Origin of the sequence: Bradyrhizobium sp. BRP56 (assembly GCF_020194035.1) — a bacterium.
GTDB lineage: Bacteria > Pseudomonadota > Alphaproteobacteria > Rhizobiales > Xanthobacteraceae > Bradyrhizobium > Bradyrhizobium australafricanum.
Map to the genome: position 1 here is coordinate 1 of NZ_JADYVV010000003.1, position 24,889 is coordinate 24,889.

The 24,889-nt window shown below is 64.6% G+C and carries 21 protein-coding genes and 1 pseudogene; 15 read left to right on the forward strand and 7 right to left on the reverse strand.

From position 1 onward, the window contains the following. Positions 1-128 precede the first annotated feature (128 nt). Positions 129-410, reverse strand: a pseudogene (locus I6F38_RS03390) (alcohol dehydrogenase catalytic domain-containing protein); the annotation flags it as partial. Between the two features lie 102 nt (positions 411-512). Here I6F38_RS03390 and I6F38_RS03395 point away from each other — a divergent pair. From I6F38_RS03395 to I6F38_RS03420, 6 genes are all read left to right on the forward strand, one after another. Further along, a complete protein-coding gene (locus tag I6F38_RS03395; protein ID WP_225159059.1) occupies positions 513-1,412 on the forward strand; it encodes a LysR family transcriptional regulator in 900 nt (299 codons plus the stop codon). Between the two features lie 116 nt (positions 1,413-1,528). Then, positions 1,529-1,732, forward strand: a complete 204-nt coding sequence (locus I6F38_RS03400) for a hypothetical protein (protein WP_076832011.1) — start codon at positions 1,529-1,531, stop codon at positions 1,730-1,732. Between the two features lie 36 nt (positions 1,733-1,768). Next, positions 1,769-2,263, forward strand: coding sequence for a DUF892 family protein (locus I6F38_RS03405; protein WP_225159060.1), 495 nt, complete (start codon positions 1,769-1,771; stop codon positions 2,261-2,263). A 280-nt stretch (positions 2,264-2,543) separates the two neighbouring features. Then, a complete protein-coding gene (locus tag I6F38_RS03410) occupies positions 2,544-3,065 on the forward strand; it encodes an OsmC family protein (protein ID WP_225159061.1) in 522 nt (173 codons plus the stop codon). Positions 3,066-3,400: 335 nt separating this feature from the next. Next, the gene (gene chrA / locus I6F38_RS03415) at positions 3,401-4,624 is read left to right on the forward strand and encodes a chromate efflux transporter (RefSeq protein ID WP_225159062.1); all 1,224 of its coding nucleotides are present in this window, start codon (positions 3,401-3,403) and stop codon (positions 4,622-4,624) included. Positions 4,625-4,694: 70 nt separating this feature from the next. Continuing rightward, positions 4,695-5,849 carry an acyltransferase gene (locus I6F38_RS03420; RefSeq protein WP_225159063.1) on the forward strand — a complete coding sequence of 385 codons (1,155 nt, stop codon included), beginning with the start codon at positions 4,695-4,697 and terminating at the stop codon, positions 5,847-5,849. A gap of 151 nt (positions 5,850-6,000) precedes the next feature. Here the strand turns inward: I6F38_RS03420 and I6F38_RS03425 are convergent, their stop codons facing one another. Then, entirely contained in the window at positions 6,001-9,468 is a 3,468-nt protein-coding gene (locus I6F38_RS03425) for an adenylate/guanylate cyclase domain-containing protein (protein WP_225159064.1), read from the reverse strand. 1,202 nt (positions 9,469-10,670) lie between these two features. Here I6F38_RS03425 and rnd point away from each other — a divergent pair. Together rnd and I6F38_RS03435 are read left to right on the forward strand one after the other, a co-directional pair. Then, positions 10,671-11,819 (forward strand): ribonuclease D, encoded by a 1,149-nt coding sequence (gene rnd, locus I6F38_RS03430; RefSeq protein ID WP_225159065.1) that lies wholly within the window; start codon positions 10,671-10,673, stop codon positions 11,817-11,819. Between the two features lie 356 nt (positions 11,820-12,175). Next, the gene (locus I6F38_RS03435) at positions 12,176-12,379 is read left to right on the forward strand and encodes a cold-shock protein (protein ID WP_016847412.1); all 204 of its coding nucleotides are present in this window, start codon (positions 12,176-12,178) and stop codon (positions 12,377-12,379) included. Between the two features lie 77 nt (positions 12,380-12,456). On the opposite strand, the gene purN is transcribed toward I6F38_RS03435, so the two are convergent. Together purN and purM are read right to left on the reverse strand one after the other, a co-directional pair. Continuing rightward, a complete protein-coding gene (purN, locus tag I6F38_RS03440; RefSeq protein WP_225159066.1) occupies positions 12,457-13,107 on the reverse strand; it encodes a phosphoribosylglycinamide formyltransferase in 651 nt (216 codons plus the stop codon). After that, on the reverse strand, positions 13,104-14,177 hold the full coding sequence (gene purM / locus I6F38_RS03445; RefSeq protein WP_225159067.1) for a phosphoribosylformylglycinamidine cyclo-ligase: 1,074 nt from the start codon (positions 14,175-14,177) through the stop codon (positions 13,104-13,106). The genes purN and purM overlap by 4 nt, the downstream gene beginning before the upstream one ends. 160 nt (positions 14,178-14,337) lie before the next feature. Here purM and I6F38_RS03450 point away from each other — a divergent pair, with 160 nt between their 5' ends. The 4 genes from I6F38_RS03450 (at position 14,338) to ppx (ending at position 19,499) form a co-directional block, all read left to right on the forward strand. Continuing rightward, the gene (locus tag I6F38_RS03450; protein WP_028332358.1) at positions 14,338-14,880 is read left to right on the forward strand and encodes a CDP-alcohol phosphatidyltransferase family protein; all 543 of its coding nucleotides are present in this window, start codon (positions 14,338-14,340) and stop codon (positions 14,878-14,880) included. 88 nt (positions 14,881-14,968) lie between these two features. Further along, complete coding sequence (locus tag I6F38_RS03455) at positions 14,969-15,646, forward strand: DnaA/Hda family protein (protein ID WP_225159068.1); 678 nt, start codon at positions 14,969-14,971, stop codon at positions 15,644-15,646. A 133-nt stretch (positions 15,647-15,779) separates the two neighbouring features. Further along, positions 15,780-17,984 carry an RNA degradosome polyphosphate kinase gene (locus tag I6F38_RS03460; protein ID WP_225159069.1) on the forward strand — a complete coding sequence of 735 codons (2,205 nt, stop codon included), beginning with the start codon at positions 15,780-15,782 and terminating at the stop codon, positions 17,982-17,984. A gap of 12 nt (positions 17,985-17,996) precedes the next feature. Beyond that, on the forward strand, positions 17,997-19,499 hold the full coding sequence (ppx, locus tag I6F38_RS03465) for an exopolyphosphatase (protein ID WP_225159070.1): 1,503 nt from the start codon (positions 17,997-17,999) through the stop codon (positions 19,497-19,499). 3 nt (positions 19,500-19,502) lie between these two features. Here ppx and I6F38_RS03470 read toward each other — a convergent pair whose 3' ends face one another. Next, a complete protein-coding gene (locus I6F38_RS03470; RefSeq protein WP_057019890.1) occupies positions 19,503-20,342 on the reverse strand; it encodes a TerC family protein in 840 nt (279 codons plus the stop codon). Between the two features lie 112 nt (positions 20,343-20,454). Further along, positions 20,455-20,877, reverse strand: coding sequence for a nucleoside-diphosphate kinase (ndk, locus tag I6F38_RS03475; protein WP_016847423.1), 423 nt, complete (start codon positions 20,875-20,877; stop codon positions 20,455-20,457). 345 nt (positions 20,878-21,222) lie between these two features. On the opposite strand from ndk, the gene I6F38_RS03480 reads away from it, so the two are divergent. The 3 genes from I6F38_RS03480 (at position 21,223) to I6F38_RS03490 (ending at position 23,849) form a co-directional block, all read left to right on the forward strand. Further along, positions 21,223-21,486, forward strand: coding sequence for a hypothetical protein (locus I6F38_RS03480; protein WP_018271306.1), 264 nt, complete (start codon positions 21,223-21,225; stop codon positions 21,484-21,486). Between the two features lie 221 nt (positions 21,487-21,707). Then, positions 21,708-21,878, forward strand: coding sequence for a hypothetical protein (locus tag I6F38_RS03485; RefSeq protein ID WP_225159071.1), 171 nt, complete (start codon positions 21,708-21,710; stop codon positions 21,876-21,878). A 108-nt stretch (positions 21,879-21,986) separates the two neighbouring features. Beyond that, on the forward strand, positions 21,987-23,849 hold the full coding sequence (locus tag I6F38_RS03490; RefSeq protein WP_225159072.1) for an ABC-F family ATP-binding cassette domain-containing protein: 1,863 nt from the start codon (positions 21,987-21,989) through the stop codon (positions 23,847-23,849). Positions 23,850-24,302: 453 nt separating this feature from the next. Here the strand turns inward: I6F38_RS03490 and I6F38_RS03495 are convergent, their stop codons facing one another. Further along, positions 24,303-24,857, reverse strand: a complete 555-nt coding sequence (locus I6F38_RS03495; protein WP_225159073.1) for a hypothetical protein — start codon at positions 24,855-24,857, stop codon at positions 24,303-24,305. Positions 24,858-24,889: the final 32 nt, after the last annotated feature.

Sequence of the window (24,889 nt, forward strand, 5' to 3'; positions counted from 1 at the left end):
CGGACCGAGCTGCCATTGGCCGATAGGCAGGCAATCTCGCATCGGTCGTCCAGAGAGAGCTGCTTGTAAGTCCGCCCCATGGCAACACCTCCTCAAGGAAGTGTTGCACTTCGTTTGTGAACTCAGGCCATCGAGACCGGCGGCACGATGCTCACGGCATCGCCCGACGCAAATTCTTCGACGCCTTCGCCGATCGCCGCGACAATCCCGGCGGCTTCCAGCCCGAGGCCGGACGGCAGCGTCGCGGTCTCGATATAGCTGCCCCGGCGCAGCGAGGCCTCGGCGCGGTTGAGCCCGAGCGCCTTGACTCGGATCTGAACCTCGCCGGGCGCCGGCGGCGCAACCGCGATCTCCTCGATACGCAGCACCTCGGGACCACCATGCTGGTGAAAGCGGACGACGCGGGCCATGGGCCGAACTCCAAAACAATTGAATGGAATGCCGCTATGCCCGGCGGCGATCGCCGGATAAATCACCCGTTGGCTCCGACGATCGAAACTAGGAGTTTTGAATTGGATCGCCTCACCAGCATGGCCGTCTTCGTCAGGGCGGTCGATCTCGGCTCGTTCGCGGCCGCCGCCGATGCGCTCGAGATGTCGGCCCCGATGGTCGGCAAGCATGTGCGCTTCCTCGAACAACGGCTCGGCGTCCGCCTGCTCCATCGCACCACGCGGCGGCAGAGCCTGACCGATTCAGGGCAAGCCTATTACGAGCGCTGCCGCATCGTGCTCGGCGAGGCCGAGGCGGCCGACGCGCTCGCCTCCGATCAATCGTCGCAGCCGCGCGGGCGGCTGCGGGTGACGATGCCGGCGTTGCTCGGCCGCTACTGCGTCGTCCCCACGCTGCTGAAGCTCGCGCAGAAATATCCCGCGCTCGAGCTCGATCTCGCGTTCGGCGATCCGATCGCCGATCTGATAGAGGGCGGTTACGACCTTGCGATCAGGACCGGCGAGCTAAACGAGCAATCCGGCGTGATCGCGCGGCGCATCGCGCGCCAGCGCATGGTGGTGTGCGGCTCGCGCGCCTATCTGAAGGCCCATGGCAGGCCGCGCACGCTCGACGAGCTCGGCCGGCACCAGGCGATCGTCTACCGCCGCTCGGGCCGCGTTCGCCCCTGGCTGTTCCCGCGCGACGGTCTTGCGCCGCACGAGGTCTGGCCGGCCGGGCGGCTCAGGCTCGACGACCTCGAAGCCATCGCGGATGCCGCAGCGCGCGGCATGGGGCTGGCGTGGCTGCCCTCCTGGCTGGTGCGCGAACGCCTCGACACCGGCGCGCTGGTCCGCGTTCTCGGCGACAGCGGGGAATTTCCCTACGATTGCCACGCGCTGTGGCTGCCGACGCCGCGACTGCCACTCAAGATCCGCTTTGCGGTGGATGCGCTCGCGGCCGCGCTGCCGAAGCTCGTGGCGTAGCGCCGCGCCCCCGATTTGTTTGCAACGATTTCGCGCGCGCATCGTTGGCCGGTCAGCGCGGAACGTGCGGTCTCGTCCGATCCAGGTTCCGTGCCGCCTGTTGATGGAGCGCCAGTATGAACCAGCGCGATGACGACCTGAAAACCGCGATCGAGCGCAGCAACCCGAACGGCGTCGAGCCGCCCTTCTCCGAGGACGATCTGCAGCGCCGGCAACTCGGGCCGCGCGGCGTGCCCGGGCAACCGGACCCGGCGAAGATGACGCCGCAACGCGCCAAGAAGACGCCGGTCGATTCCGGTTCCGGCGGCCACACCGCCTGAACGCCGAAACAACGAAGAAACAAGAAAGGTTTCACGATGAGGATCACCAGCTTCAAGGACATGTATGTCGCCGAGCTTCAGGAACTCGCAAGCGTCGAGGATCAGCTCGCCGTGGCGCTGGCGCGGATGGCGGAGATCGCCTCGCATCCGTCGCTCAAGGATGCGTTCAGCCGCCATCACCGCGAGACCATCGTGCAGGGCGAGCGGCTGAAGTCGCTGCTGCGCATGCACGGCGCCGATCCGCTTGAGCACACCGACCAGGCCATGCAGGCGCTGATCCACGAGACCGCCAAGATGGTTTCGCTGCTGCCCGACGACAATCTGCGCGATGCCGGCCTCGTCGCGTCGGCGCAGAAGCTCGCGCATTACGAGATCGCCGCCTATGGCAGCGCGGCCGCCCTCGCAGGCCAGCTCAACCTGCGCGACGACCAGCGGCTCCTGCACGACAGTCTCGACGAAGAGCGGCACGTCGACACGCTGCTGACGGCGCTCGCCAAGGGTGAGATCAACCAGGACGCCCTCGCCGCGTGACACGGCAGGATGGGTAGCCCGTAGGATGGGTAGAGCGCAGCGAAACCCATCAGCTCATCTCGCGAGCGGCACCACTATGGGTTTCGCGGAGTTCTATCATCGGGCCGCGCCTTGCGCGGCCCCGTTGGCTCTACTCATCCTACGCATCGACGCGCGCGGGAAAAATGCTGCTGCAAATTTCGCGCTTCGCGGAGCTGCTGTCGTTTTTATCTCGCGACTATTGCCCTGCATGGGCCGTTCGATCAGCCTCTCGTGATTGATGCCATGGGGAAGACGAACGATGAGCTTCAGGTTCAGGCAGGTTTTCGCAGACACCCAACAGGCGCTCGGCGCCGATCCGGCGCAGGCGCAGGCCGTGTTCCAGGCGACTTCGCAACTCGGCGACGGCGTCAATAGCCGCGTTGCCGTGCGGCAATTCAATGTCAGCGTCGACGAGCCGCCGGCGCTGGGCGGCCTGGACACCGCACCGAACCCGGTCGAGTACATCCTCGCCGCGCTCGGCTCATGCCAGGAGATCACTTATCGGCTCTATGCCGACGCGCTCGGCATTCCCCTCAACGGCGTGTCCGTCAAGCTGTCGGGCGCCATCGATCTGCGCGGCTTCTTCAGCGTCGATCCAGACGTGCGAGCTGGTTTCCAGCAGATCGAGGCCGAGGTCGCCATCGACAGTCCGGCCTCCGCGGCAGACATCGCTCGGCTGAAGGACACCGTCGACCGTCATTGCCCCGTGCTGGACATCCTGCGCAACCCGACCCCGGTGGATCTGAAGCTGCGCACCGGACCGCTCAGCGTGGCCGCCTAACGCTCCATGTGAGCGTTAACTCACTCTCCACCATGCGCCGAGGCCGGCAGCGGTAACCATAAGGCTTAACAGCGCGTCAACGCTCCCCCAACAAGTCTAACTGTTTCTGATGGGGGAGAATGGCCCGTGGACGCATTTGCATTCGAATTTATGGGATTGGCGATGATCGCGCTCTGTCTCGTCGTGTTGGCGATGCCCGCCGCGCGCCGGCCGTCGAAGAACATCCGCTGCGAGTGAGAGCCGCGAGAAATAACGCGCTCAAACGTCATCGAATGGCGATATGCTCGCGCTGACGAGTCCTGACCTGGGACGCAAATTGCGGGAATTGACGACGCTTGAACGACACCGACGTCCCGCAGCCCGGCACACCGCCCTCCACCGCGAGCTCGACGCACTCGCCGCTCGAGGTGCTGCTCATCTTCTTCAAGCTCGGCGTCAGCTGCTTCGGCGGCCCGATCGCCCATATCGGCTATTTCCGCGACGAGTTCGTCACCCGCAGGCGCTGGCTTGACGAACAGGCCTATGCGGATCTGGTCGCGCTCTGCCAATTCCTGCCGGGCCCTGCGAGCAGCCAGGTCGGCTTTTCGCTCGGCCTGATGCGCGCCGGGTACCTGGGGGCGCTGGCGGCCTGGACCGGATTCACGCTGCCCTCGGCGATCGCGCTCGTGCTGTTTGCCTTCGGCGCCAGCGGATTGAGCGGCCCTGCGGGTAGTGGCCTGGTGCATGGCCTCAAGCTGGTTGCGGTGGCGATCGTCGCCCAGGCGGTCTGGGGCATGGCGCGCTCGCTCTGCCCCGACCGCGAACGCGCCTCGATCGCGACGGTCGCGGCACTCGTCATCCTCGCCAGTTCGTCGTCGATCGCGCAGATCGGCGCCATCGTGCTCGGCGCTATCGCCGGGCTTTGGCTCTGCCGGGCGCAACAGGCCAACGGGGTCACCCATATCGCGATGCCGGTATCGCGCCGTGTTGGCGTCGCGGCGCTGATCCTGTTCGTCGCGCTGTTGGTCGGACTGCCGCTGCTGTCGCGGACATGGCCCGGCCTCGGCCTGTTCGAGGCCTTCTACCGCTCGGGCGCGCTGGTGTTCGGCGGCGGCCACGTCGTGTTGCCGCTGCTGCGCGAAGCCGTAGTGACGCCGGGCTGGATCGGCGACGATGCGTTCCTGACGGGCTACGGCGCCGCGCAGGCGGTACCGGGCCCGCTATTCACCTTTGCCGCCTATCTCGGCGCCGTGATCGGCCGCCTGCCGGGCGCGATCGTCGGCCTCGTCGGTATCTTCCTGCCGGGAATTCTCGTGCTGCTCGCGGCGCTGCCGTTCTGGGACAGCTTTCGCAAACGGCCGGCGGCGCAGGCGATGATGCGCGGCGTCAACGCCGCCGTCGTCGGCATTCTGGGGGCCGCGCTCTACAATCCGGTGTGGACCAGCAGCATCCACCGTCCGCTCGATTTCGGCATCGCGCTGGCCGGCTTTGTCCTGCTCACGGCATGGCGCGCGCCGCCGCTCGTGGTGGTCATGCTCAGCGCGGCCGCCGGCATCGCCACGGGGCTCCTGCAATCGTGAATGACCGCGCGGTCGTTTCGCCGGGTGGATTAAGAACGCCTTCATGCCTCGCCGCCACGATAGCGGATATATGCCGAACGCTTCTAAACAACCGGATCCGACCCGGGTTCCCGTGCTGGACCTGCTGCGGCTTGCCGCGGTCGGGGCCGTGATCCTGTATCATTACGGCTTCTGGGGCGTGGCATCGAACGGCGTGCAAAAAGTGGCGATTCCATACCTCGCCCCGGTCGCGCAATACGGCTTCCTCGGCGTCCCGGTGTTCTTCGCGATCTCTGGCTTCGTCATTGCCTATTCGGCCGAAAGCCGCACGCCGGTCGGTTTCGCAATCGCCCGCTTCAGCCGGATCTATCCGACCTTTGTCATCTGCATGACGCTGACCTTCCTCGCGACGTTGCTGCTGGGCCACGCGTATTTCCACGTGACGTGGGGGCAATGGCTGGCAAACCTGTTCATCGCGGCCCCGATGCTCGGTCAGCCCTACATGGACGACGCCTACTGGTCGCTGGTGATCGAGGTCGTGTTCTACGTCTGGATCGCGCTGTTCCTGGCCTGGGGCATCTTTCCGCGGCGCATCGACACGATCATCGTGGCGTGGATCGCGATCACCTTCGCCAATGAGCTGACCCTCGACGTTCCCCTGTTCGAGAAGCTGTTCATGGCCGACGACAGTGGCTTCTTCGCCGTCGGGCTCCTGATCTATGAGCACTACCGCGGACGGCGCGACACCAGGCTCTACAGCCTGCTGACGCTGGCGATAGGCACGGCGACGTTCCAGGCCGTGCACAAGCTGGAGCGGCTCGGCGTCCACACCCATGGCAGCTTCGATCCCCGCGTCGTGACGGTGATCTGCATCGTCTCGCTCGGCATTGTGTTCGCCGCCACCCGTATCAAGTCGGTGCCGCTGCCGGAAAGCCTCGTCAGGGCCGTGGGAGGCATCACCTACCCGCTCTATCTGCTGCATCTGCAGCTCGGCTACGTCATCCTGCTCCTGATCACGCCAACGCCGGACGCGCTGTCGACCGCGCTGGTCGTGACGGGCATGGTGCTGCTGGCATGGTTCGTCTGGCGCTTCCTCGAAGGCCCCGTGCATTATCTCGTCAGGGACAGGCTGACGACGCTGGCCTCGCGGCACGGATGGCCGTCGCGCATTCGTGCGGGCGAAGCCCGGATCGATCGGGACGACGTTGCCCCGCCAATCGAGGCCAGGCGCATCGCCAACCGCTGATCAGTCCGGCGCACATCGCCGGAACAGCATCCACCCAACGTTGCCGCCGCCGCGAACTTGGGCCGAAGCGAACACCATCATTCATCTGCGATGCGTGGAGACGACGGTCAGGCGCAAGCGGGCGGACGGCGCCCGGGGCGCCTCTGTATCCTCAGACCCGCCCGCTCCATTCATGATCTCCGGGCATTTCCATTGTCAGTTCATTCGCCAGCTCGAGCGCTTCCTTGACGTCAGGCGTACCTAGACCTTCCGTGAACGTTCGGACAACGGGTAGCAGCAGCTCGGCCGCTCGCGCCTGTTTGCCGGAATGTCGCCAAAGGCGCGCCAGGCTGACAGCTGACCGCAATTCTAAGGACCGCGCGCTTTGCCTGCGCGCCAGCTCGATCGAGGCGAGGAACATTCGCTCGGCGGATTCGACGGACGATGATTTCGCGTGATTGAGTGTCATCTCACCTTGCAGACGATAGATCTCGGCTTCGTAAAAATGCTCTCCCGTTCTTCTCCCGATCGCCAATGCGCTGTCGAGTTCGTGCAAGGCAGCATCCGGCAAGCCGGCACTTGCATAAGCCTTCGCGAGCAGGCTCCTGAACCAGCAACTGGCTAGCCGAGCGCTCATGCCCTCGTAACCGTCGATGGCCATTCGCATCTGGTTCAATCCCTCATCGACATTCCCAAGCTCGGTCATCGCCCATCCTCGCAGGATGGTCGTCTGATGCTTCCAATGCAGGAAGCCGTGTTCCGATGAGAGAGCCAGTGCCCTGTTGGTGTAGTCGTGGGTCCCTTCGACATCGCGGAGATGCTGGCAAACGTAAGCGCCGAATGTCAGCGCAAACGACAGCGTGAAGGGGTGGCGAAGGTCTTCCGCTTCCGAAATAGCCTGCTGGCTATATCGGCACGCCGCGTCAGGACGGCCCAGAAACCACGACACGTACCCGAGATACGAGAGCGAGACGATGCCAGGATGGATGCCATGCGTTGCCGTCAGGGCGCCGTGTAGATCAGGACTGTACAGATTCCTGAAGCGATGAAGGTGATGTTCGGCGGCGACAAACCGCCCGCGGTACAGCATGGTCATCGCGATCGCCCGATGCGCCTCGATCAGATATCCCGTCTGTTGCGTCGCGGACGAACTTTGGTTCGATGCCTCGCGCCTTGCGAACCGCAGGAGCTCCGCGCTCAGCTCATGCGCCCGTGCGAGATCGCCGCGGATGAAGTGGCACACCCAAAGTCCGCGCGTCGCCGCAAAGACCTTCGCCATGTTGCCAAGATTCCGGCCGAGTTCGAGCGCGCGAACATAGTTCTCCTCGACTTCCTGGACGGCGTATCCCTTTGCCGCGATCAGGGCGGTGCCCAGGGCGATGCGAAGCTCAAGCTCGGACTCGTTTCGGTCCTGCATGCGGGGTGAGGCTTGCAGAACCCCGAGCCCACGACGCAAATGACCGATCGCCTCCAGAGTCGCACCCTTCATTGCGGCCTGCTTTCCGGCCTTGAGCCAGAAGCCCGCAGCCGGCTCGCTTTGGCCAGACTCGGTCAGGTGGTAGGCAAGAAGCTCCGGTTCGCGCTCGATCTTTTCCGGATATTTTTCGGCCAGCACGCGTGCGATCTTGGCGTGCAGCGTCCGTCTTTCCCTGTGCAACAAGCTTTCATGCGCCGCATTCTGGATCATCACGTGCTTGAACGAGTACAGCGCCTCCGGCAGAAAGCCGAAGCGGACGATCAATCCGGCTGCCTCCAGATGGTTCAGGGCGGCTTCGATCTGGTCCGCCGGCGCCTCGGCAACCTCGCGAAGGATCTCATAAGAAAACTCGCGGCCGATGGTGGCGCCGATCTGCGCGATTTTCTTGAATGATCCCATCCGGTCGAGGCGGGCCATCAGGGAATCGTTCAATGTCGCGGGAATAGCGAGCTGATGCCACGGACCGGACAAGACGTAACGTCCATGTTGCTCAGTCAAGACGTCGGATTCGAGAACGGCCTTGGTCAGCTCTTCAAGGAAGAGCGGCACGCCATCGGTTTTGACAATGATGTCCTCAATCACCTCTCGGGGAAGCTCCTTTTCTCCAGCCACACGTTCGACCAATATCGTGCGGACCTGTCGGCCGAGACGCTTGAGGTTCGCACTGATGGTGTGCGCGTGATCCTTCCAGCCCGGCTGAAACTCCGGACGACAGGTGATCACGACAAGGATCGACGTGGTGCGAACGTTCTCCACCAGCAGATCGAGCACGGCCCGCGAGGTGGGATCGATCCAATGTGCGTCCTCAAAATCGACCAGGAGCGTCTGCTCGCGCGCTTGCGCGAGCAGATGGTTGACGAGCGTGGCGATCGTCGCATCCTTCAGCTGTTGCGGCGAGAGATCCAGGGCCGCGTAGCGGTCCCCGGTGGGAATTGAAAGCAACGCCGCAAGGATCGGCACCACTGTCGCCGCCTCGCCGTTCGAGGCGGCGACACCGGCTTCAAGCTTTGTCAGCCAAAGCGCAGACGCGTTCTCGCCGTCAAGGCCAAGCGCGAATTTGAGATGCTCGATGAAGGGATGAAAAGCGGTGCTGCTGTAATAGGGAGAGCACTGGAACGAAACTTGTCCGTGCTGATCACCTGCGATCCGCTCCCGCAATTCCTGAACGATCCTGGATTTTCCAATTCCCGGCTCGCCCGTCAGCAGCACGACCTGCCCCTCATGGGCTTTCGCTTGCTGCCAACGCGTGAGCAGCAACGCCACCTCTTCGGTGCGGTTGACGAGCGGCGTCAATCTGGAGCCCATGGCCGCGGCAAATCGCGTCTCGGCGCGGCAGGGCCGAACCACGAGCCAGGCCTGGGCCTTCGCGGATATCCCCTTCAGCGCGTGCAATCCGAAGTCCTGGTAGTCGAACTTTCCTCTCAGCAGGGATTGCGTCGAAGACGCAATGACGACGCCGTCCGGAGGCGCCAAGGCCTGCAGACGGGCTGCCAGATTTGGCGTCTCGCCGACTGCGGAATCGTGCTCCTCGGTGTCCTGTCCAACCAGGTCTCCGACGACAACAAGGCCGGTCGCAATCCCGATGCGCACACTGGGCCCATGACTTGCAACGTCGCGGGCGTCACTCGCTCTCGCCGACGACAGGCTCCGTACAATTTCGAGCGCCGCACGCACCGACCGCTCGGCGTCATCCTCATGGGCATTCGGATAGCCAAAATAGACCAGAATGCCGTCCCCGAGGTAGCGGGCCGCGAAGCCTTCGTACCGCTTGACCACGCTGACGCACTTTTCCCTGAAGCTCGCGATCATGTCGCGGACGTCTTCGGGATCGAACTGCTCGGACAGCGAGGTCGATCCGACCATGTCGCAGAACATCACGGTCAGCTGGCGCCTCTCGGCGCTCACCGCTGCGCCTTCCGCGACGCTCCTACCGCCGGCGGGACCTTTTGCCGAACGGGTCAGGGAAGCAACCGCGCGCTGCAAGCGCTTGCGGTCTCCCAGCGGAAGTCCAAGTTCGACCAGATCCTGCTCGGTCAAATCGGGCAGGATGTCCAAACCGATGCGATGCAGGACAAAGAGGTCGCTATACTGGCCGAGATCAACGGTTTCGAGCCAGTGCTTGAGAGCAGCCTCCATATCGGCGCTTGGCTGTTTCTCCGGCATTGTGATCCGTCCGACTGCGGGCCATTGGCGACAATGGGCCTCGTTCGACGATGCCAAGGGACCTGTTTACCCCAGACTGGACGCGTTCACAAAGTGCGAAAACAAGGAGCAGGCCGATCGAAGACGCACTCTGCCCTCGGTCGCTCGGATATTCGAGATAGAGCACGCGCTGGTATTTTGGCCCTTCGCCGACTGCGATGACGTTCGCCAATTCTGTAGGCGAAACCAGAGTCGCCCCCTCGGGCGCCACCATCCGACCTCCGGCATGCTCGGCACTCGGCGCGACAAAGGCGCCCGGCGAACGATGGCGTGACGTACGAATTTGCGCGCGGAGCCATTCGATTTTGCGCGCCATGACAGGCCCCCTGCCACTGAGTTGCCCGACGGCGCAAGCCCCAACGCGAAAATATTTCGCTTTATCCGAAAGACAAACTCAGCGTATGGTTCGCCCGTCTCACCTGATCGAGGGGCGCTTCGCGATCGTCACGAATGCGGGTCGAGATGCGCCGGGCAACTCATGTCCTGAGGATGCGAAGGTGTGACCCACCGGCAGCGCAATACATTCGGTGTCGTCCCGGCGAAGGCCGGGACCCATAACCACGAATGCGAATTGGCTTGCAGAGCTGTGGCCACAGCTCGTTTCAACAACACAGCCCTGTGGTTATGGGTCCCTGCTTTCGCAATAGCGTATATACATATCCTCCGCAGTCTTTCCGGAGTCTTCTCAAAGAGTTGGCCGAAAACTGCGGAGAACTTGCTCGTCTGCACTAGGGTTGCGCCCACCGATTTCGGCTCTCGCCTTGTAGCTAACCCCTTGATGATGAGTCGGTTTTCTAGCCTCGAAGAGATGTGTAAATGCCCTAGTGCTTTCGCAGGGACGACGATTGTGGACGTCGGCGGTACCATACGTTCGGTGCCGTCCTAGCGAAGGCCAGAACCCGTTACTCCATGTGAGAATTGTTGCGCGGTGCTGGGGCAGCGATCCCATTCAGTATCAAATTCAATGGCTACGGGCCCCAGCCTTTCGCCCGCACGACGGCCGAATTCCCGGCACGACCGGGCCGAAAACACCCTCGAATCATGCCCAATCAATTCAAAAATGGCCCGTCCCTCACCCCGCGCGGGGCCAAAATCCCTGCAAGACCCTTGACATAGCTGCCCTTTCGGCAGAACGCGTGTGGTCAAGCCGTTATGGACACTTCATGGATTTGATTAGCACGACCTCCGACCTCGCCGCCGCCTGCGACCGGCTCGCCAAACACAAGGTCATCACTGTCGACACCGAGTTCCTGCGGGAGACGACCTACTATCCGCTGCTCTGCGTCGTGCAGATGGCGAGCGCGGAAGAAGCGGTCGTGGTCGACGCGCTGGCACCCGGCATCGACCTCAAGCCGTTCTTCGACCTGATGTCGAACGAGGCCGTGCTCAAGGTATTCCACGCCGCGCGGCAGGACATCGAAATCGTCTGGCACCTGTCCGGCACGATCCCGCATCCGATCTTCGACACCCAGGTCGCCGCCATGGTGCTCGGCTATGGCGACAGCATCGCCTACGACCAGCTCGTCGACCGCGTCACCGGCCACCGCCCCGACAAGACCCATCGCTTCACCGACTGGTCGCGCCGGCCGCTGAGCGACGAGCAGCTGCATTACGCCGTCTCCGACGTGACCCATCTGCGCGAAGTGTTCGCGGCGCTCGACGCCGATCTGAAGAAGCGCGACCGCAGCGACTGGGTCAGCGAGGAGATGGAGGTCCTGACCTCGCCGAAGACCTACGACTTCCATCCGGAGCGCGCCTGGGAGCGGCTCAAGACCCGCGTGCGCAAGCCGCGCGAGCTCGCGGTGCTGATCGAGGTCGCGGCCTGGCGCGAGCAGGAGGCGCAGAGCCGCGACGTGCCGCGCTCGCGCGTGCTCAAGGACGATGCGGTCGGCGATATCGCCACCCATGCGCCGACCTCGCTGGAGAAGCTCGGCAATCTGCGCTCGCTGCCGAAGGGCTTTGAGCGCTCGAAATGGGGCGCCGACATCATTGCCGCCGTGCAGCGCGGGCTCGCCCGCGACCAGGCCATGCTGCCCAAGCTGGAAAAGCCGAGAAACAATTCCAACGGCGCGGCGACCGTCGAGCTGTTGAAGGTGCTGCTGCGCATGACCTCGGAGCGCCACGGCGTCGCCAGCAAGGTGATCGCCACCGTCGACGACCTCGAGCAGATCGCGGCCAGCGATCAGGCCGAGGTCGGCGCCCTGCACGGCTGGCGCCGCGAACTGTTCGGCGAGGCCGCGCTCAAGCTCAAGCACGGCCAGCTCGCGCTGGCGATCGACAAGGGCCGCGTGGTGCGGGTGGACCGGGGTTAGCGCGTCCGCCTGATGCGCGCCAGGTTCCACCGGCAGTCGGCCAGTGGCCGAACGCGTTGCCCCGGAGTTCGACCGGCACAGGCTGAGGTTGCGTCACGCAAGACCACCGCGCTTGCTAAGGCGCAATTTTCGTGTTGCAATCCGTTCACAATCGGATTTGCGGCCGTTCGACTGTGCGTTTCGCGACGTTGATATCCAAGGCTTCGATGTACAGGGCCTCGAGAGGCGAAACTTCGGACTTGAAGACTTTGGATCTGACGACCCGGGAAGTGAACAGACAGCGCAAAGTCCGCTTGTGGCGTGGCACGTGGAAAACGTGGCCGCGTCTTTTTTATGTCTAAACTGGGAGAGAGACGATGCCGAAGGGTACCGTCAAATGGTTCAACCCGACCAAAGGTTACGGGTTCATCAAGCCAGCCGTCGGCGACAAGGACGTGTTCGTCCACATCTCGGCGGTCGAGCGCGCGGGCCTCAGCACATTGAACGAGAACCAGTCCGTCGAGTACGAGCTGGTCGAGAACCGCGGCAAGGCGTCGGCAGAGAACCTCAAGGTTCACTGAACGCCGCTGCCAGCGGAATTCATCCTGATGCCTCCCCCGGCCGCATCACCCCGGGGGATGTCTCCTGCAACCGCGCGCTAAGGCGCCGGCGCGATCAGGGTATGGTCGGTTGCGCCGCTGCCCAGGGTCTTGCAGAGATCGCCTTCGAGCTTGAGCCGGCCGCTTGCCAGCAGCCGCAGCGCCTCCGGATAGATGCGATGCTCGATGGTGATCACGCGCGCGGCGAGCGTCTCGGCGGTGTCGTCGTCAGCGACCGTGACCGCGCCCTGCATCACGATCGGTCCGGCGTCGGTCTCCGGGATCACGAAATGCACCGTCGCTCCGGACAGCTTGACCCCTGCACGCAACGCCTGGCCGTGCGGATCGAGACCCGGAAAGCAAGGCAGCAGCGAGGGATGGATGTTGAGCATCCGCCCGTACCAGTGCCGCGCGAACTCGGCGGTGAACAGCCGCATGAAGCCGCCGAGGCAGATCAACTCGACCTGCCTGTCGTCGAGCGCGCGCTGCAGCACGGCCTCGAAGCCGGCGCGGTCCTTGCCGAACGGCTTGCTCTCGATGACGATGGTCGCAATGCCGCTGGCGGCCGCCTTCTCGAGCCCGGCGGCATCGGCGCGGTTCGAGATCACGGCCACGATCTCGGCTGGGAAATCCGCAGCCTTCGCAGCCTCGATCAGCGCGGCCATGTTGGAGCCGCGGCCGGAGATCAGGATGGCGACGCGGCGCTTCATCGCGAGAGATCGAGATGACCGTTATAGACCACGCGATGCTCGCCTTTGGCTTCGATCACCTCGCCGAGCAACGTCACGGTCTCGCCGCCGGCGGTGAACGCCTCGGTCACGGCGTCGACCGCATCAGCCTTGACGATCGCGATCATGCCGATGCCGCAGTTGAAGGTGCGCAGCAGCTCGAGCTCGGCGATGCCGCCCTGCTCGGCCAGCCATTTGAACACCGGCAGCACCGGCAGCCGCGCCAGATCGATGCCGACGCCGAGATGCTTCGGCAGCACGCGCGGAATGTTGTCGGTGAAGCCGCCGCCGGTGATGTGGGCGAGGCCCTTCACCGCGCCGGTGTCGCGGATCGCGCGCAGGCAGGATTTCACATAGAGCCGGGTCGGCGTCAGCAGCGCGGCGCCAAGCGTCATGACCGGCGCGAACGGCGCCGGCGCGTCATAGGCAACGCCGGACTGCTCGACGATCTTGCGCACCAGCGAATAGCCGTTGGAATGCACGCCGGAGGAAGCCAGCCCGATCACGGCATCGCCGGCCGCGATATCCTTCGTCGGCAGCAAGGTGCCGCGCTCGGCCGCGCCGACCGCGAAGCCGCCGAGGTCGTAATCGCCATCCTTGTAGAGGCCGGGCATCTCGGCGGTTTCGCCGCCGATCAGCGCGCAGCCGGATTCCCGGCAGCCCTCAGCGATGCCGGCGACGATCTGCGCGGTGGCCTCCGGATGGAGCTTGCCGCAGGCGAAATAGTCGAGGAAGAACAGCGGTTCCGCGCCCTGCACGACGAGGTCGTTGACCGACATCGCGACCAGATCGATGCCGATGCCGCCATGAATGCCGGTCTCGATCGCGATCTTCAGCTTGGTGCCGACGCCATCGGTCGCGGCCACCAGGACCGGATCCTTGAAGCCGGCGGCCTTGAGGTCGAACAGCCCGCCGAAGCCGCCGATCTCGGCGTCCGCGCCAGGCCGCGCGGTGGCCCGCACCATCGGCTTGATCAGATCGACCAGTCGATTGCCGGCGTCGATATCGACACCCGAATCCGCGTAAGTGAGCCCGTTTTTGCGCTCGGTCATGCCCAATTCCAGATGATCAGGGGCTGGTTACGAGGAATTCCGCCCCCGCGCAATGGCTCGCGGCGCTGCCGCCGCGATACTATGTAGATAACACAAGGCGGCTGCGCAAAAGAGCCGGATATCGAGTAAAATCAGGCTTCTAGCCGGGAAGCGATCCAAGTTGAGCATTCCGAACATCATCACCCTCGGCCGCATCATCCTGGTGCCGGTGATCGTCTGGGCCATCGTGTCCAGCCAGATGGAGATTGCGTTCGCGATCTTCGTGATCGCCGGCGTCTCGGACGCGGTCGATGGTTTCCTCGCCAAGCGCTTCAACATGACGAGCGAGCTCGGCGCCCTGCTCGATCCGCTCGCCGACAAGGCGCTCCTGGTGTCGATCTATGTCGCGCTCGGAATCTGGGGCGCGGTGCCGCGCTGGATCGTGATTCTCGTGGTGTCACGCGACATCATGATCGTCTCCGCCGTGATTGTGTCATGGTTGTTCGACAAGCCGGTCGAGATGAAGCCGCTGATGGTGTCGAAGCTGAACACGGTGGCGCAGGTCGCGTTCGCAGCGCTGGTGCTGGCCTCGCTCGGCTTCGGCTTTCAGCCACACCCTTACGACCTGATCCTGATGGGCCTGGTCACGATCTTTACTTTGGGTTCGGTGTCCCTCTATCTCGTGGAGTGGGTGCGGCACATGAGCACGATCGAAGCTCGGTAGGCGGGATCCGGAAAAGCGGAAGCCGGTTTTCCCGCGACAAACGCGACGCGTTTGCGCATGGCTAAAATGAAGTGGTTTGGAGACTTGCGTGGCCAGTAGCGTTCAACCTCGTCAATTGGCCTTGGCCCTGCCGCACGAGGAGAAGCTGACCCGCGACGATTTCCTCGAGGGCCCTGCCAATGAGGCGGCGCTGGCGCTGATCGACGGCTGGCCGGACTGGCCGAACCGAATCATGCTGCTGGTCGGGCCTGACGGCTCCGGCAAAAGCCACCTCGCCGCGATCTGGGCCGAGACCGCCGGCGCGCGCTCGACCGCGGCGCATGCGCTGACCGCCGACACGGTGCCGACCGCGCTTGCGACCGGTGCGCTGGTGGTCGAGGATCTGAGGCCGTCGGATTTCGACGAGCGCGCGATGTTTCATCTGATGAATCTGGCGCGCCAGGACGATGCCTACGTGCTGATCACGGCGCGCGTTCCGCCGTCGGCGTTCGAGATCGAATTGCGCGACCTGCGGTCGCGGCTCCGCGCGGTGCCGACCGTGACGCTGCTGCCGCCGGACGACCAGCTGTTCCGCGGCCTGATCGTCAAGTTCTGCGCCGACCGCCAGATGAGCGTGGACGAACCGCTCGTCAGCTATCTGAGCAACCGGATCGAGCGTTCCTACGTTGCCGTCCGGCAAGCGGTCGAGCTCCTGGATACCGAGGCACTCCGGCTCGGCCGTCCGGTCACTCGGGCGCTGGCGGCGGAGCTGTTGCGCGATGCCTGATCCATCCCCGCGGCTTGACGGCGCAGGTGAGCGGAACATCAATGTCATCGAAACGTCATCGCAATATCACATGGTCTCTGCGGCTCTCGGCTAGACCGCCCTGGCCCCCTGCCCTGAATTGGACCAGCACTTGATGGACTCGGTACAAGCTACTGAAATCAAAGAAAAAGAGGCGGAATTTCCCGCCATTCCCGCAATCGCGACCAGCCCCGAGCGCTTCATTAACCGGGAGCTCTCCTGGCTGCACTTCAACCGGCGGGTGCTCGAGGAATCGGTCAATCTCGGCCATCCCGTGCTGGAGCGGGTCCGCTTCCTGTCGATTTCGGCGAATAACCTCGACGAGTTCTTTATGGTCCGTGTCGCCGGCATCAAGGCGCAGGTCCGCGAGGGCATTACCGAGCGCAGCCCGGACGGCCTGCTGCCGGCCGATCAGCTCGTGATGATCAACAAGACAGTCTCGCAGCTCGCCTCCGACCAGCAGGCGATCTGGAGCGACCTGCGGGATATCCTGGCCAAGGTCGGCATCCAGCTGGTCGACGCCCGCGACGTCACCAAGTCCGAGCGCAGCTGGATCGAGGATCACTTCCTCCACAACATCTTCCCGTTGCTGACGCCGCTGGCGATCGACCCGGCGCATCCCTTCCCGTTCATCCCGAATCTCGGCTTCACGGTGGCGCTGCAATTGTCGCGGATCTCCGACGGCAAGGCGATGAACGCGCTGATCCGCATGCCCGGCAAGATCGACCGCTTCATCCGCATCCCCTCCACCAAGGAAGGCGCGCCGGCGCGGCTGATCACGCTGGAGCAGGCTACCGGTCTCTTCATCGGCCGCCTGTTCCCCGGCTACACCGTCAAGGGCCAGGGCGCATTCCGCATCATCAGGGACTCCGAACTCGAAATCGAGGAAGAGGCCGAAGACCTCGTTCGCCTGTTCGAGACCGCGCTCAAGCGGCGCCGCCGCGGGTCGGTGATCCGGCTCGAGATCGAGGCCACGATGCCAGAGGAGCTGCGCATCTTCGTGCAGCACGCCCTGTCGGCAGCAGACGACGAAGTGATCCTGGTCGACGGAGTGCTGGCGATGAACGAGCTGTCGCAGCTCACCCGCCTCAATCGCCCCGACCTCGAATTCCCGCCCTATGTGCCGCGCCACCCCGAGCGGGTGCGCGATCATGGCGGCGATATCTTCGCCGCCATTCGCCAGAAGGACCTCGTGGTCCATCACCCCTACGAATCCTTCGACGTCGTGGTGCAGTTCCTGCAGCAGGCAGCACGCGATCCCGACGTGGTCGCGATCAAGCAGACGCTCTATCGCACCTCGAACAACTCGCCGATCGTGCGGGCGCTGGCGGAAGCCGCCGAAGCCGGCAAGTCGGTGACCGCGCTGATCGAGCTGAAGGCGCGCTTCGACGAGGAAGCCAACATCCGCTGGGCCCGCGACCTCGAACGCGCCGGCGTGCAGGTGGTCTACGGCTTCATCGAATTGAAGACGCATGCCAAGCTGTCGATGGTGGTGCGCCGCGAGGGCGGCAATCTCACGACCTATGTGCACACCGGCACCGGCAACTATCACCCGGTCACCGCGCGCATCTACACCGACCTCTCCTACTTCACTTCGGATCCGATCATCGGCCGCGACGTCGCGCGGGTCTTCAACTACATCACCGGCTATGCCGAGCCGAGCGACATCGAGAAGATGGCGGTGTCGCCGCTGACGCTGCGCAAGCGGATCATCGAGCACATCCACGGCGAGATCGCCCACGTCAAGCACGGCCGGCCCGGCGCGGTCTGGATGAAGATGAATGCGCTGGTCGATCCCGATATCATCGACGCGCTGTACGAGGCCTCGCAGGCCGGCGTCTCGGTCGAGCTCGTGGTGCGCGGCATCTGCTGCCTGCGGCCGGGGCTGCCGGGACTGTCGGAGAACATCCGCGTCAAATCGGTGATCGGCCGGTTCCTGGAACACGGCCGAATCTATTGCTTCGGCATGGGTCAGGGCCTGCCGAGCACAAAAGCTGCTGTGTATATCTCGTCCGCCGACATGATGCCGCGGAACCTCGACCGTCGCGTCGAGGTTCTCTGTCCGCTGCAAAATCCCACGGTGCATCAGCAGGTTCTCGAACAGATCATGGTCGCGAACCTGAAGGACACCGAGCAAAGCTGGCAATTGTTGCCGGATGGGTCGTCAACGCGTATGAAGGCCGCGAAAGGCGAAGAGCCCTTCAATCTGCATGACTACTTCATGACAAATCCGAGTCTGTCCGGCCGTGGTAAGTCTCTCAAGGAATCTTCACCGCGCCGTCTCACGCGTCGCAACGAGCGTCAGCAGCCATCGTCTTAAGGGGGCCTTACGGTGAAGCGGCCGCGGAAGCGCGCTTCCAGCGTCGCTGTCATCGATATCGGCTCGAACTCGGTTCGTCTCGTGGTCTACGAGGCGATGGCGCGCAGCCTCATCACCATCTTCAACGAGAAGGCGCTGTGCGGGCTCGGACGCGAGGTGCAGAGCACCGGCCTGCTCGCAACCGATGCCGTCAACAAGGCGCTCACCGCGCTGCGCCGTTTTCGTGCGCTGTGCAAGATCCAGCAAGTCGGCCGCGTCTACGCGATCGCGACCGCGGCCTGCCGCGACGCCAAGAACGGTCCGGACTTCATCGCCAAGGCCGAGCGCATCTGCGGCGCCAAGATCGAGATCCTCACCGGACCGCGTGAAGCGAAGCTGTCCGCGCTCGGCGTCGTCTCGGGCGTGCACAATCCGAACGGCATCGTCGGTGATCTCGGCGGCGGCTCGCTCGAATTGATTGACGTCAAGGGCAGCCGCGTGCGCAGCGGCGTGACGCTGCCGCTCGGCAGCCTCGCGCTGCAGGACCTCTCCAACAAATCGCTCAAGCGCGCCGAACGCATCGTCAAGAACGAGCTGCTCGGCGTCGCCCAGCTCAAGACCGGGCGCGGCCGTACCTTCTATGCGGTCGGTGGCACCTGGCGTGCGCTGGCGCGCATTCACATCATCCAGAGCGGCTACCCGCTCAAGGTGATGCACGGCTATTCGATCCCGGCGGCCGACGCACTCGACTTCGCGCAGCGGCTGCGACGGCTGGCGGCCACCAACATGCTGGCCAATATCGAGTCGGTCGCCGATGCGCGGCGGCCGCTCTTGGCCTACGCCGCGCTCGTGCTCGAATACATCATCCGCGTGGCCCAGCCGAAGACCATCGTGTTCTCGACCTTCGGCGTACGCGAGGGCCTGCTCTACGAGATGCTGCCGCAGGCCGAACGCGCCAAGGACGGACTGCTCTGCGCCGCGCAGAATCTCAACGAATTGCTGTCGCGCTCGGCCCGCCACGCCCAGGAGCTGACGGCGTGGACCGACCGGCTGGTGCGCGTCGTCAGGCTGCGCGAGACCGAGGAAGACCGCAGGCTGCGGCACGTCGCCTGCCTGCTCTCCGACATCGGCTGGCGGGTGCATCCCGATCATCGCGGCGAGGAAACCCTCAGCCTGATCATGAACGGCAATTTCGGCTCGATCACGCATCAGGGCCGCGCCTTCGTCGCGCTCTCGGTGTTCTATCGCTACGCCGGGCTCAGCGAGGAAAACGAGCCGCCGCCGCAGATCCGCGCGCTGGTGACGCCGGCGATGGACGAGCGCGCCCGCGTGCTCGGCGCCGCATTTCGCGTCGCGCATCTGATCACGGCGGCGCGCACCGGCGTGCTGCCGGCAACCCATTTCCGCACCCAGGGCCGCAAGCTGATGCTGGTGTTCGAGCACCGGATGGTGGATCTGGTCGCCGACCGCGTCGGCAGCCGCTTCAAGCAATTGGCGCGGCTGGTCGGGCGCGCCGGCTCGATCGTGCGGCGCTAGACCTCACGCCGCCTTGGCGGCGTGCTTGGCCTTGCGGAGTGCGTGGCGGCGCCAGATCGACCCCACGACCAGCACCACGATGATACCGAGCACCGCGAGCGCGATCTCGCCGCCATTGCCGCCATGCGCGAATTGCGGCGACATCCCGACCGACGTCAGCCAGGAATCGAGCTTGGTACCGAGCGGTCCGGCGAACAGCGCGTCCAGCTTCGGATGCACGGCGGGATCGGTCGCGATGACGTCGCCCGCGATCCAGCCGAGCAGCGCGGCACCGGCCCAGACCAGGACCGGCAGCTTGGTGAGCAGCGCCATGATCAGCGCCGCGCCGGCAACGATCAGGGGAACGCTGATCGCAAGTCCGAGCACCAGCAGCGGCACGCTGCCGTTGGCGGCGGCGGCCACCGCGATCACATTGTCGAGGCTCATCACGATGTCGGCGACGACGACGATCTGAACCGCGGCCCACAGATGCGAGGCCGCGTGCACGCTGTCCTCGTCCTCCTGCTCCGGCACCAGCAGCTTGGCGGCGATCACGATCAGCGCCAGCCCGCCGACCAGCTTCAAATAGGGAAGCTCCATCAGGCTGGCGACGATGCCGGTGAAGATGACGCGCAGCAGCACCGCCGCGGCGGCGCCAAGAATCATGCCCCACAGGCGCTGGCGCGGCGCGAGCCCGCGGCAGGCGAGCGCGATCACGAGCGCGTTGTCGCCCGACAGCAGGACGTTGATCCAGATGATCTTGCCGACGGCGACCCAGAACGTCGGCGTCGCCATCTCGTTCTTGAATTCGGTGAAGAACGCGCCGATGTACGCCGGATCAAAGATCTGCCACAGCCAGTCCACAGCGAGTCCTATTCGGCCTTGCGGCCGCCCCTGGCGGCGGTCGTCCGCCGCTCCCCGGTTCTACTTCGACGCGATCTCCTCGGGAGACCGCGCCACTTTCAGCAATACGGTGTCAGCCGACGATCTCGTTGCCGGCGAAGAACTGCGCGATCTCGATCACCGCGGTCTCCGGCGCATCCGAACCGTGCACCGAATTCTCGCCGATCGACTTCGCATAGAGCTTGCGGATGGTGCCTTCGGCGGCCTTCGACGGGTCGGTCGCGCCCATCACGTCGCGATATTTCAGGATGGCGCCCTCGCCTTCCAGCACCTGGACCACGACCGGGCCCGAGGTCATGAAGTCGACCAGCTCGCCGAAGAACGGACGCGCCTTGTGGACGGCGTAGAAGGTCTCGGCCTGGCCGCGGGTCATGCGGATGCGCTTCTGCGCCACGACCCGCAGGCCCGCCTTCTCGATCACCGCATTGACCGCGCCGGTCAGGTTGCGCTCGGTGGCGTCGGGTTTGATGATCGAAAAGGTGCGTTCAATCGCCATGATTTCGTCCTTGTAAACGTGGCCGGGAGTTGCCGGGGCTTATATCGGCGCGATGGGGTAACGGCAAGCGACCCTGTGACGCGTTAGCCTTTAGTTTTGACGCATTTTCGCGACGAAAATCGTCGTTTGGGCGCCCTCCAGACAGCGGCCGGCTCGGCCAACTTACCGCGATTTCACCTAGGTGAACCCATTCTGTCAGCGCCGTGCCGCTGCCGTTCAGCTCAAGCCACATAGGCTCTGCAGCGATCGGACGCCTTGCTGGCCCCCATCCGCAAGCCTCACAGGACGTCTCGGGAAATGTCACCGCGGGCGCGTCGCGCGCGCCCATACCTCGAGGAGACGATCATGTTACGCAAACTCTCGCTTGCCGCCGTCGCCGCGGTTTCGCTCGGTGCCGCCGCGCTCGCCCCGACCTCCGCTTCTGCGTGGGGTGGTTGGCATGGCGGCTGGCACGGTGGATGGCACCACGGCTGGTGGGGCGGTCCGCGCGTCATCGTCGGCGGCCCGGCCTATTACGGCGGTTATGGCTACGGTGGCGGCTGCTACGTGCGCCGGGTGGTGCCGACGCCGTGGGGCCCCCGCTGGCGCCTGGTCAACCGCTGCTACTGATCCATCGATCTACGACTGCTCCCCTGACTTGCTTCTCGCCCCGGCCCTCGCGCCGGGGCTTTTTTCAGGCGCGCCGGGGAACCCGGGCATACGAGGGGACCCACTACCTCAAAGCGAGAGCAAGGCGCGGAAACCAAATTCGGGGTCGCGACTTGTCATGGCGAGGAGCTACTCGAACATGCGAGGTGGAACTCGCCGAGAGACATGCCATGACGATGACAATGAGCAAGATCGACAGGGACGCCGATCAGATTGATCACAAGACCTGCCGTTACATCTGCGATGCCGTGGGTGAACGGCTTCAGCAAAGCATGCGGCCAGAGCCCGCGCTTTCGTCTCGCCTCCAGCAACTCCTCGATGAGATGCAACGACGGGAAGCCGATCGCCACTAGATGTTGAGGGCTGACGAGCAGCCCAATCGCGTTTTTGCAACAGCCCTTCGGGAGAGATTTTACAAACAGACGGGTTGCGTTTAGCGGCGTGTCCGGTGACAACGCTGCATGCTTTCCATCACTGACATCTCGGTCCGGATCGCCGGACGGCTGTTGATCGATCACAGCTCGGCGCAAATTGTGCCCGGAGCCCGCGTCGGATTTGTCGGCGGCAACGGCGTCGGCAAATCGACGCTGTTTCACGCCATCCGGGGCGACATCCCGACCGAGAGCGGCAGCATCGCGCTGCCGCCGCGCTGGCGTATCGGCAGCCTCGCGCAGGAAGCGCCCGACGGGCCCGAAAGCCTGATCAATGTCGTGCTGAAGGCCGACCTCGAGCGCGACGCGCTGCTGCGCGAGGCCGAGACGGCGCACGATCCGCACCGGATTGCCGAAATCCAGACCCGGCTGGTCGACATCGACGCCCATTCCGCGCCCGCCCGCGCCGCGGCGATCCTCTCCGGCCTCGGCTTCTCGACATCAGACCAGGCGCGGCCGTGCGCGGAATTTTCCGGCGGCTGGCGCATGCGCGTGGCGCTGGCGGCAACACTGTTCTCCGCGCCCGACCTTCTGCTGCTGGACGAGCCGACCAACTATCTCGATCTCGAAGGCACGTTGTGGCTCGAGAACCACCTCGCCAACTATCCACGCACCGTGATCGTGATCAGCCACGACCGCGACCTGCTGGACACCTCGGTCGATCAGATCTTGCACCTCGATCGCGGCAAACTGACGCTCTACAAGGGCACCTATTCCTCGTTCGAGGAACAGCGCGCCGCGCGCGAATTGCTCGACGCCAAGCACGCCAAGCGGCAGGCCGATGAGCGCAAGCGCCTGCAGGACTTCGTCGACCGCTTCAAGGCCAAGGCCTCGAAGGCGCGGCAGGCGCAGTCGCGCGTGAAGATGCTGGAGCGGATGAAGCCGATCACCGCGCTGGTGACCCAGGATGTTCATGAGATCTCGTTCCCGGCGCCGGAGAAGCTGCTGTCGCCGCCGATCATCGCGGTCGATGACGTCTCGGTCGGCTACGAGCCCGGCAAGCCGGTGCTCAATCGCGTGACGCTGCGCGTCGATACCGACGACCGCATCGCGCTGTTAGGGGCCAACGGCAACGGCAAGTCGACGCTGGTCAAGCTGCTGGCGGGCAAGCTCGCGCCGTTTGCCGGCAGGATCACGAGGGCCGACAAGCTGTCGGTGGGCTATTTCGCCCAACACCAGGTCGACGAGCTCAATCTCGATGGCTCGCCCTATGATCACATCCGCAAGCTGATGCCGGAGGCGCCGGAGAGCAAGGTGCGCGGCCGCGTCGGTGCGATCGGCTTCTCCGGCAAGGCCGGCGACACGCTGGTGAGGAGCCTGTCGGGCGGCGAGAAGGCGCGGCTGCTGCTCGGGCTCGCGACGTTCTACGGCCCCAACATGATCATCCTGGACGAGCCGACCAACCATCTCGATATCGACAGCCGTGCGGCGCTGGCGGAGGCGATCAACGAATTCCCCGGCGCCATCATCATGGTCTCGCACGATCGCTATCTGATCGAGGCCTGCGCCGACCGCTTGTGGGTGGTGGCGAACCAGACCGTCACGGCCTATGAGGGCGATCTCGACGAATATCGACGCATGATCCTGTCGGCCAATGACGGCCGGCCGGCCTCGCGCGAACGCGTCAAGGAGGCCGCGAAGCCGGAGCGCAGCCGCATTGAGAAGCGCACGTCGCCCAGGCAGCGGGTCACGCAAGCCGAGGCCGAGATCGAGCGCATCAACGGCATCATCGCCAAGATCGATACCGCGCTCGCATTGCCCGATATTTTTACCCGCGACCCCAAGCAGGCCGCGCAACTGACCAAGGCGCGCGCCGGCGCCGAGAGCGCGTTACAGCGCGCCGAGGAAGACTGGCTGGAAGCCAGCGCCGAACTCGACGAAGCTGCGAGTTAGACCGGGCGGAGCCACATATCCGTGTCGTCCCTGCGAAAGCACTAGCGTATATACATATCCTCCGCAGTCTTTCCGGAGTCTTCTCAAAGAGTTGGCCGAAAACTGCGGAGAACTTGCTCGTCTGCACTAGGGTTGCGCCCACTGATTTCGGCTCTCGCCTTGTAGCTAACCCCTTGATGATGAGTCGGTTTTCTAGCCTCGAAGAGATGTGTAAATGCCCTAGTGCGAAAGCAGAGACCCACAACCACAGATGGTCGTTGCTGCGCGATCGTCGAACGACGAGTCCCCTCAACCACATCGGCCGCGGCGTATGGGTCCCTGCTCCCGTGCGCAATTGCGCACTAGGCAGGGACGACGTGTGGAGAGAGCCGGGGCTCTCATCTATCCGGTGTGATGTCCGCGCGTCCGGTGTCATGCCCGCGCACGCAGATCTGCCGCTGCGGCGAAAACGCTCTAGCCGTGCGAGGCCTTTTTCTTCTTCGGCTTCGCCTGCTTCGGCTCGGGCACGGGATCCGGGCCGCGCTCGACGGATGACAGGCGCCCCGAGGTAAAGGTGTAGATGCCGGCGCGCGCGCCACGCGACCAGGTCACGACCGCAACGCGCCCGCCGCCCGGAGCACTGGACAGGTTGACGCTGTCGGGAGCGCCGATGCCGCGCACGACGTCGCATTCAGTGTGGCCGAGTGCAACGCTGCCGCCCGTTGGCTGCGGCGGCGGTGCACCGCCGGCCTGCGCGTTGGCATCGGTGGCGCCCGGCGGCGGTGCCATGCCTGGACAACTGCCGTCGGCACTGACGAGATCGTCGTTCGTTACCGGCTTGTCCGGCGTCAGTGGCGGCGATTCGATCGAGATGTTGCGGATGAACACCCGCCCGGGACGCGAGAACCATTCCGCATCGCGCGAAAACAAATCGGATCCGGCGCCCGAACAGCCGGCAAGTCCCGGTGCAAGCACCAGCAACGCCAGCAGCGACTTCCGACTGAATGTTCCGTCCCGCACGATCGACAAAGCTCCTACCCCTTACCTAAGGGCTTGTCCGA

Excerpts from the sequence above, each read along its gene's own strand:
- I6F38_RS03400 (WP_076832011.1), top strand. The coding sequence starts at position 1,529 with ATGAACCAGCGCGATGACGACCTGAAAACCGCGATCGAGCGCAGCAAC.
- purN (WP_225159066.1), bottom strand. The coding sequence starts at position 13,107 with ATGAAGCGCCGCGTCGCCATCCTGATCTCCGGCCGCGGCTCCAACATG.
- I6F38_RS03410 (WP_225159061.1), top strand. The coding sequence starts at position 2,544 with ATGAGCTTCAGGTTCAGGCAGGTTTTCGCAGACACCCAACAGGCGCTC.
- I6F38_RS03460 (WP_225159069.1), top strand. The coding sequence starts at position 15,780 with ATGGACTCGGTACAAGCTACTGAAATCAAAGAAAAAGAGGCGGAATTT.
- I6F38_RS03490 (WP_225159072.1), top strand. The coding sequence starts at position 21,987 with ATGCTTTCCATCACTGACATCTCGGTCCGGATCGCCGGACGGCTGTTG.
- I6F38_RS03485 (WP_225159071.1), top strand. The coding sequence starts at position 21,708 with ATGAGCAAGATCGACAGGGACGCCGATCAGATTGATCACAAGACCTGC.
- purM (WP_225159067.1), bottom strand. The coding sequence starts at position 14,177 with ATGACCGAGCGCAAAAACGGGCTCACTTACGCGGATTCGGGTGTCGAT.
- I6F38_RS03405 (WP_225159060.1), top strand. The coding sequence starts at position 1,769 with ATGAGGATCACCAGCTTCAAGGACATGTATGTCGCCGAGCTTCAGGAA.
- I6F38_RS03480 (WP_018271306.1), top strand. The coding sequence starts at position 21,223 with ATGTTACGCAAACTCTCGCTTGCCGCCGTCGCCGCGGTTTCGCTCGGT.
- I6F38_RS03425 (WP_225159064.1), bottom strand. The coding sequence starts at position 9,468 with ATGCCGGAGAAACAGCCAAGCGCCGATATGGAGGCTGCTCTCAAGCAC.
- rnd (WP_225159065.1), top strand. The coding sequence starts at position 10,671 with ATGGATTTGATTAGCACGACCTCCGACCTCGCCGCCGCCTGCGACCGG.
- ndk (WP_016847423.1), bottom strand. The coding sequence starts at position 20,877 with ATGGCGATTGAACGCACCTTTTCGATCATCAAACCCGACGCCACCGAG.
- I6F38_RS03435 (WP_016847412.1), top strand. The coding sequence starts at position 12,176 with ATGCCGAAGGGTACCGTCAAATGGTTCAACCCGACCAAAGGTTACGGG.
- I6F38_RS03420 (WP_225159063.1), top strand. The coding sequence starts at position 4,695 with ATGCCGAACGCTTCTAAACAACCGGATCCGACCCGGGTTCCCGTGCTG.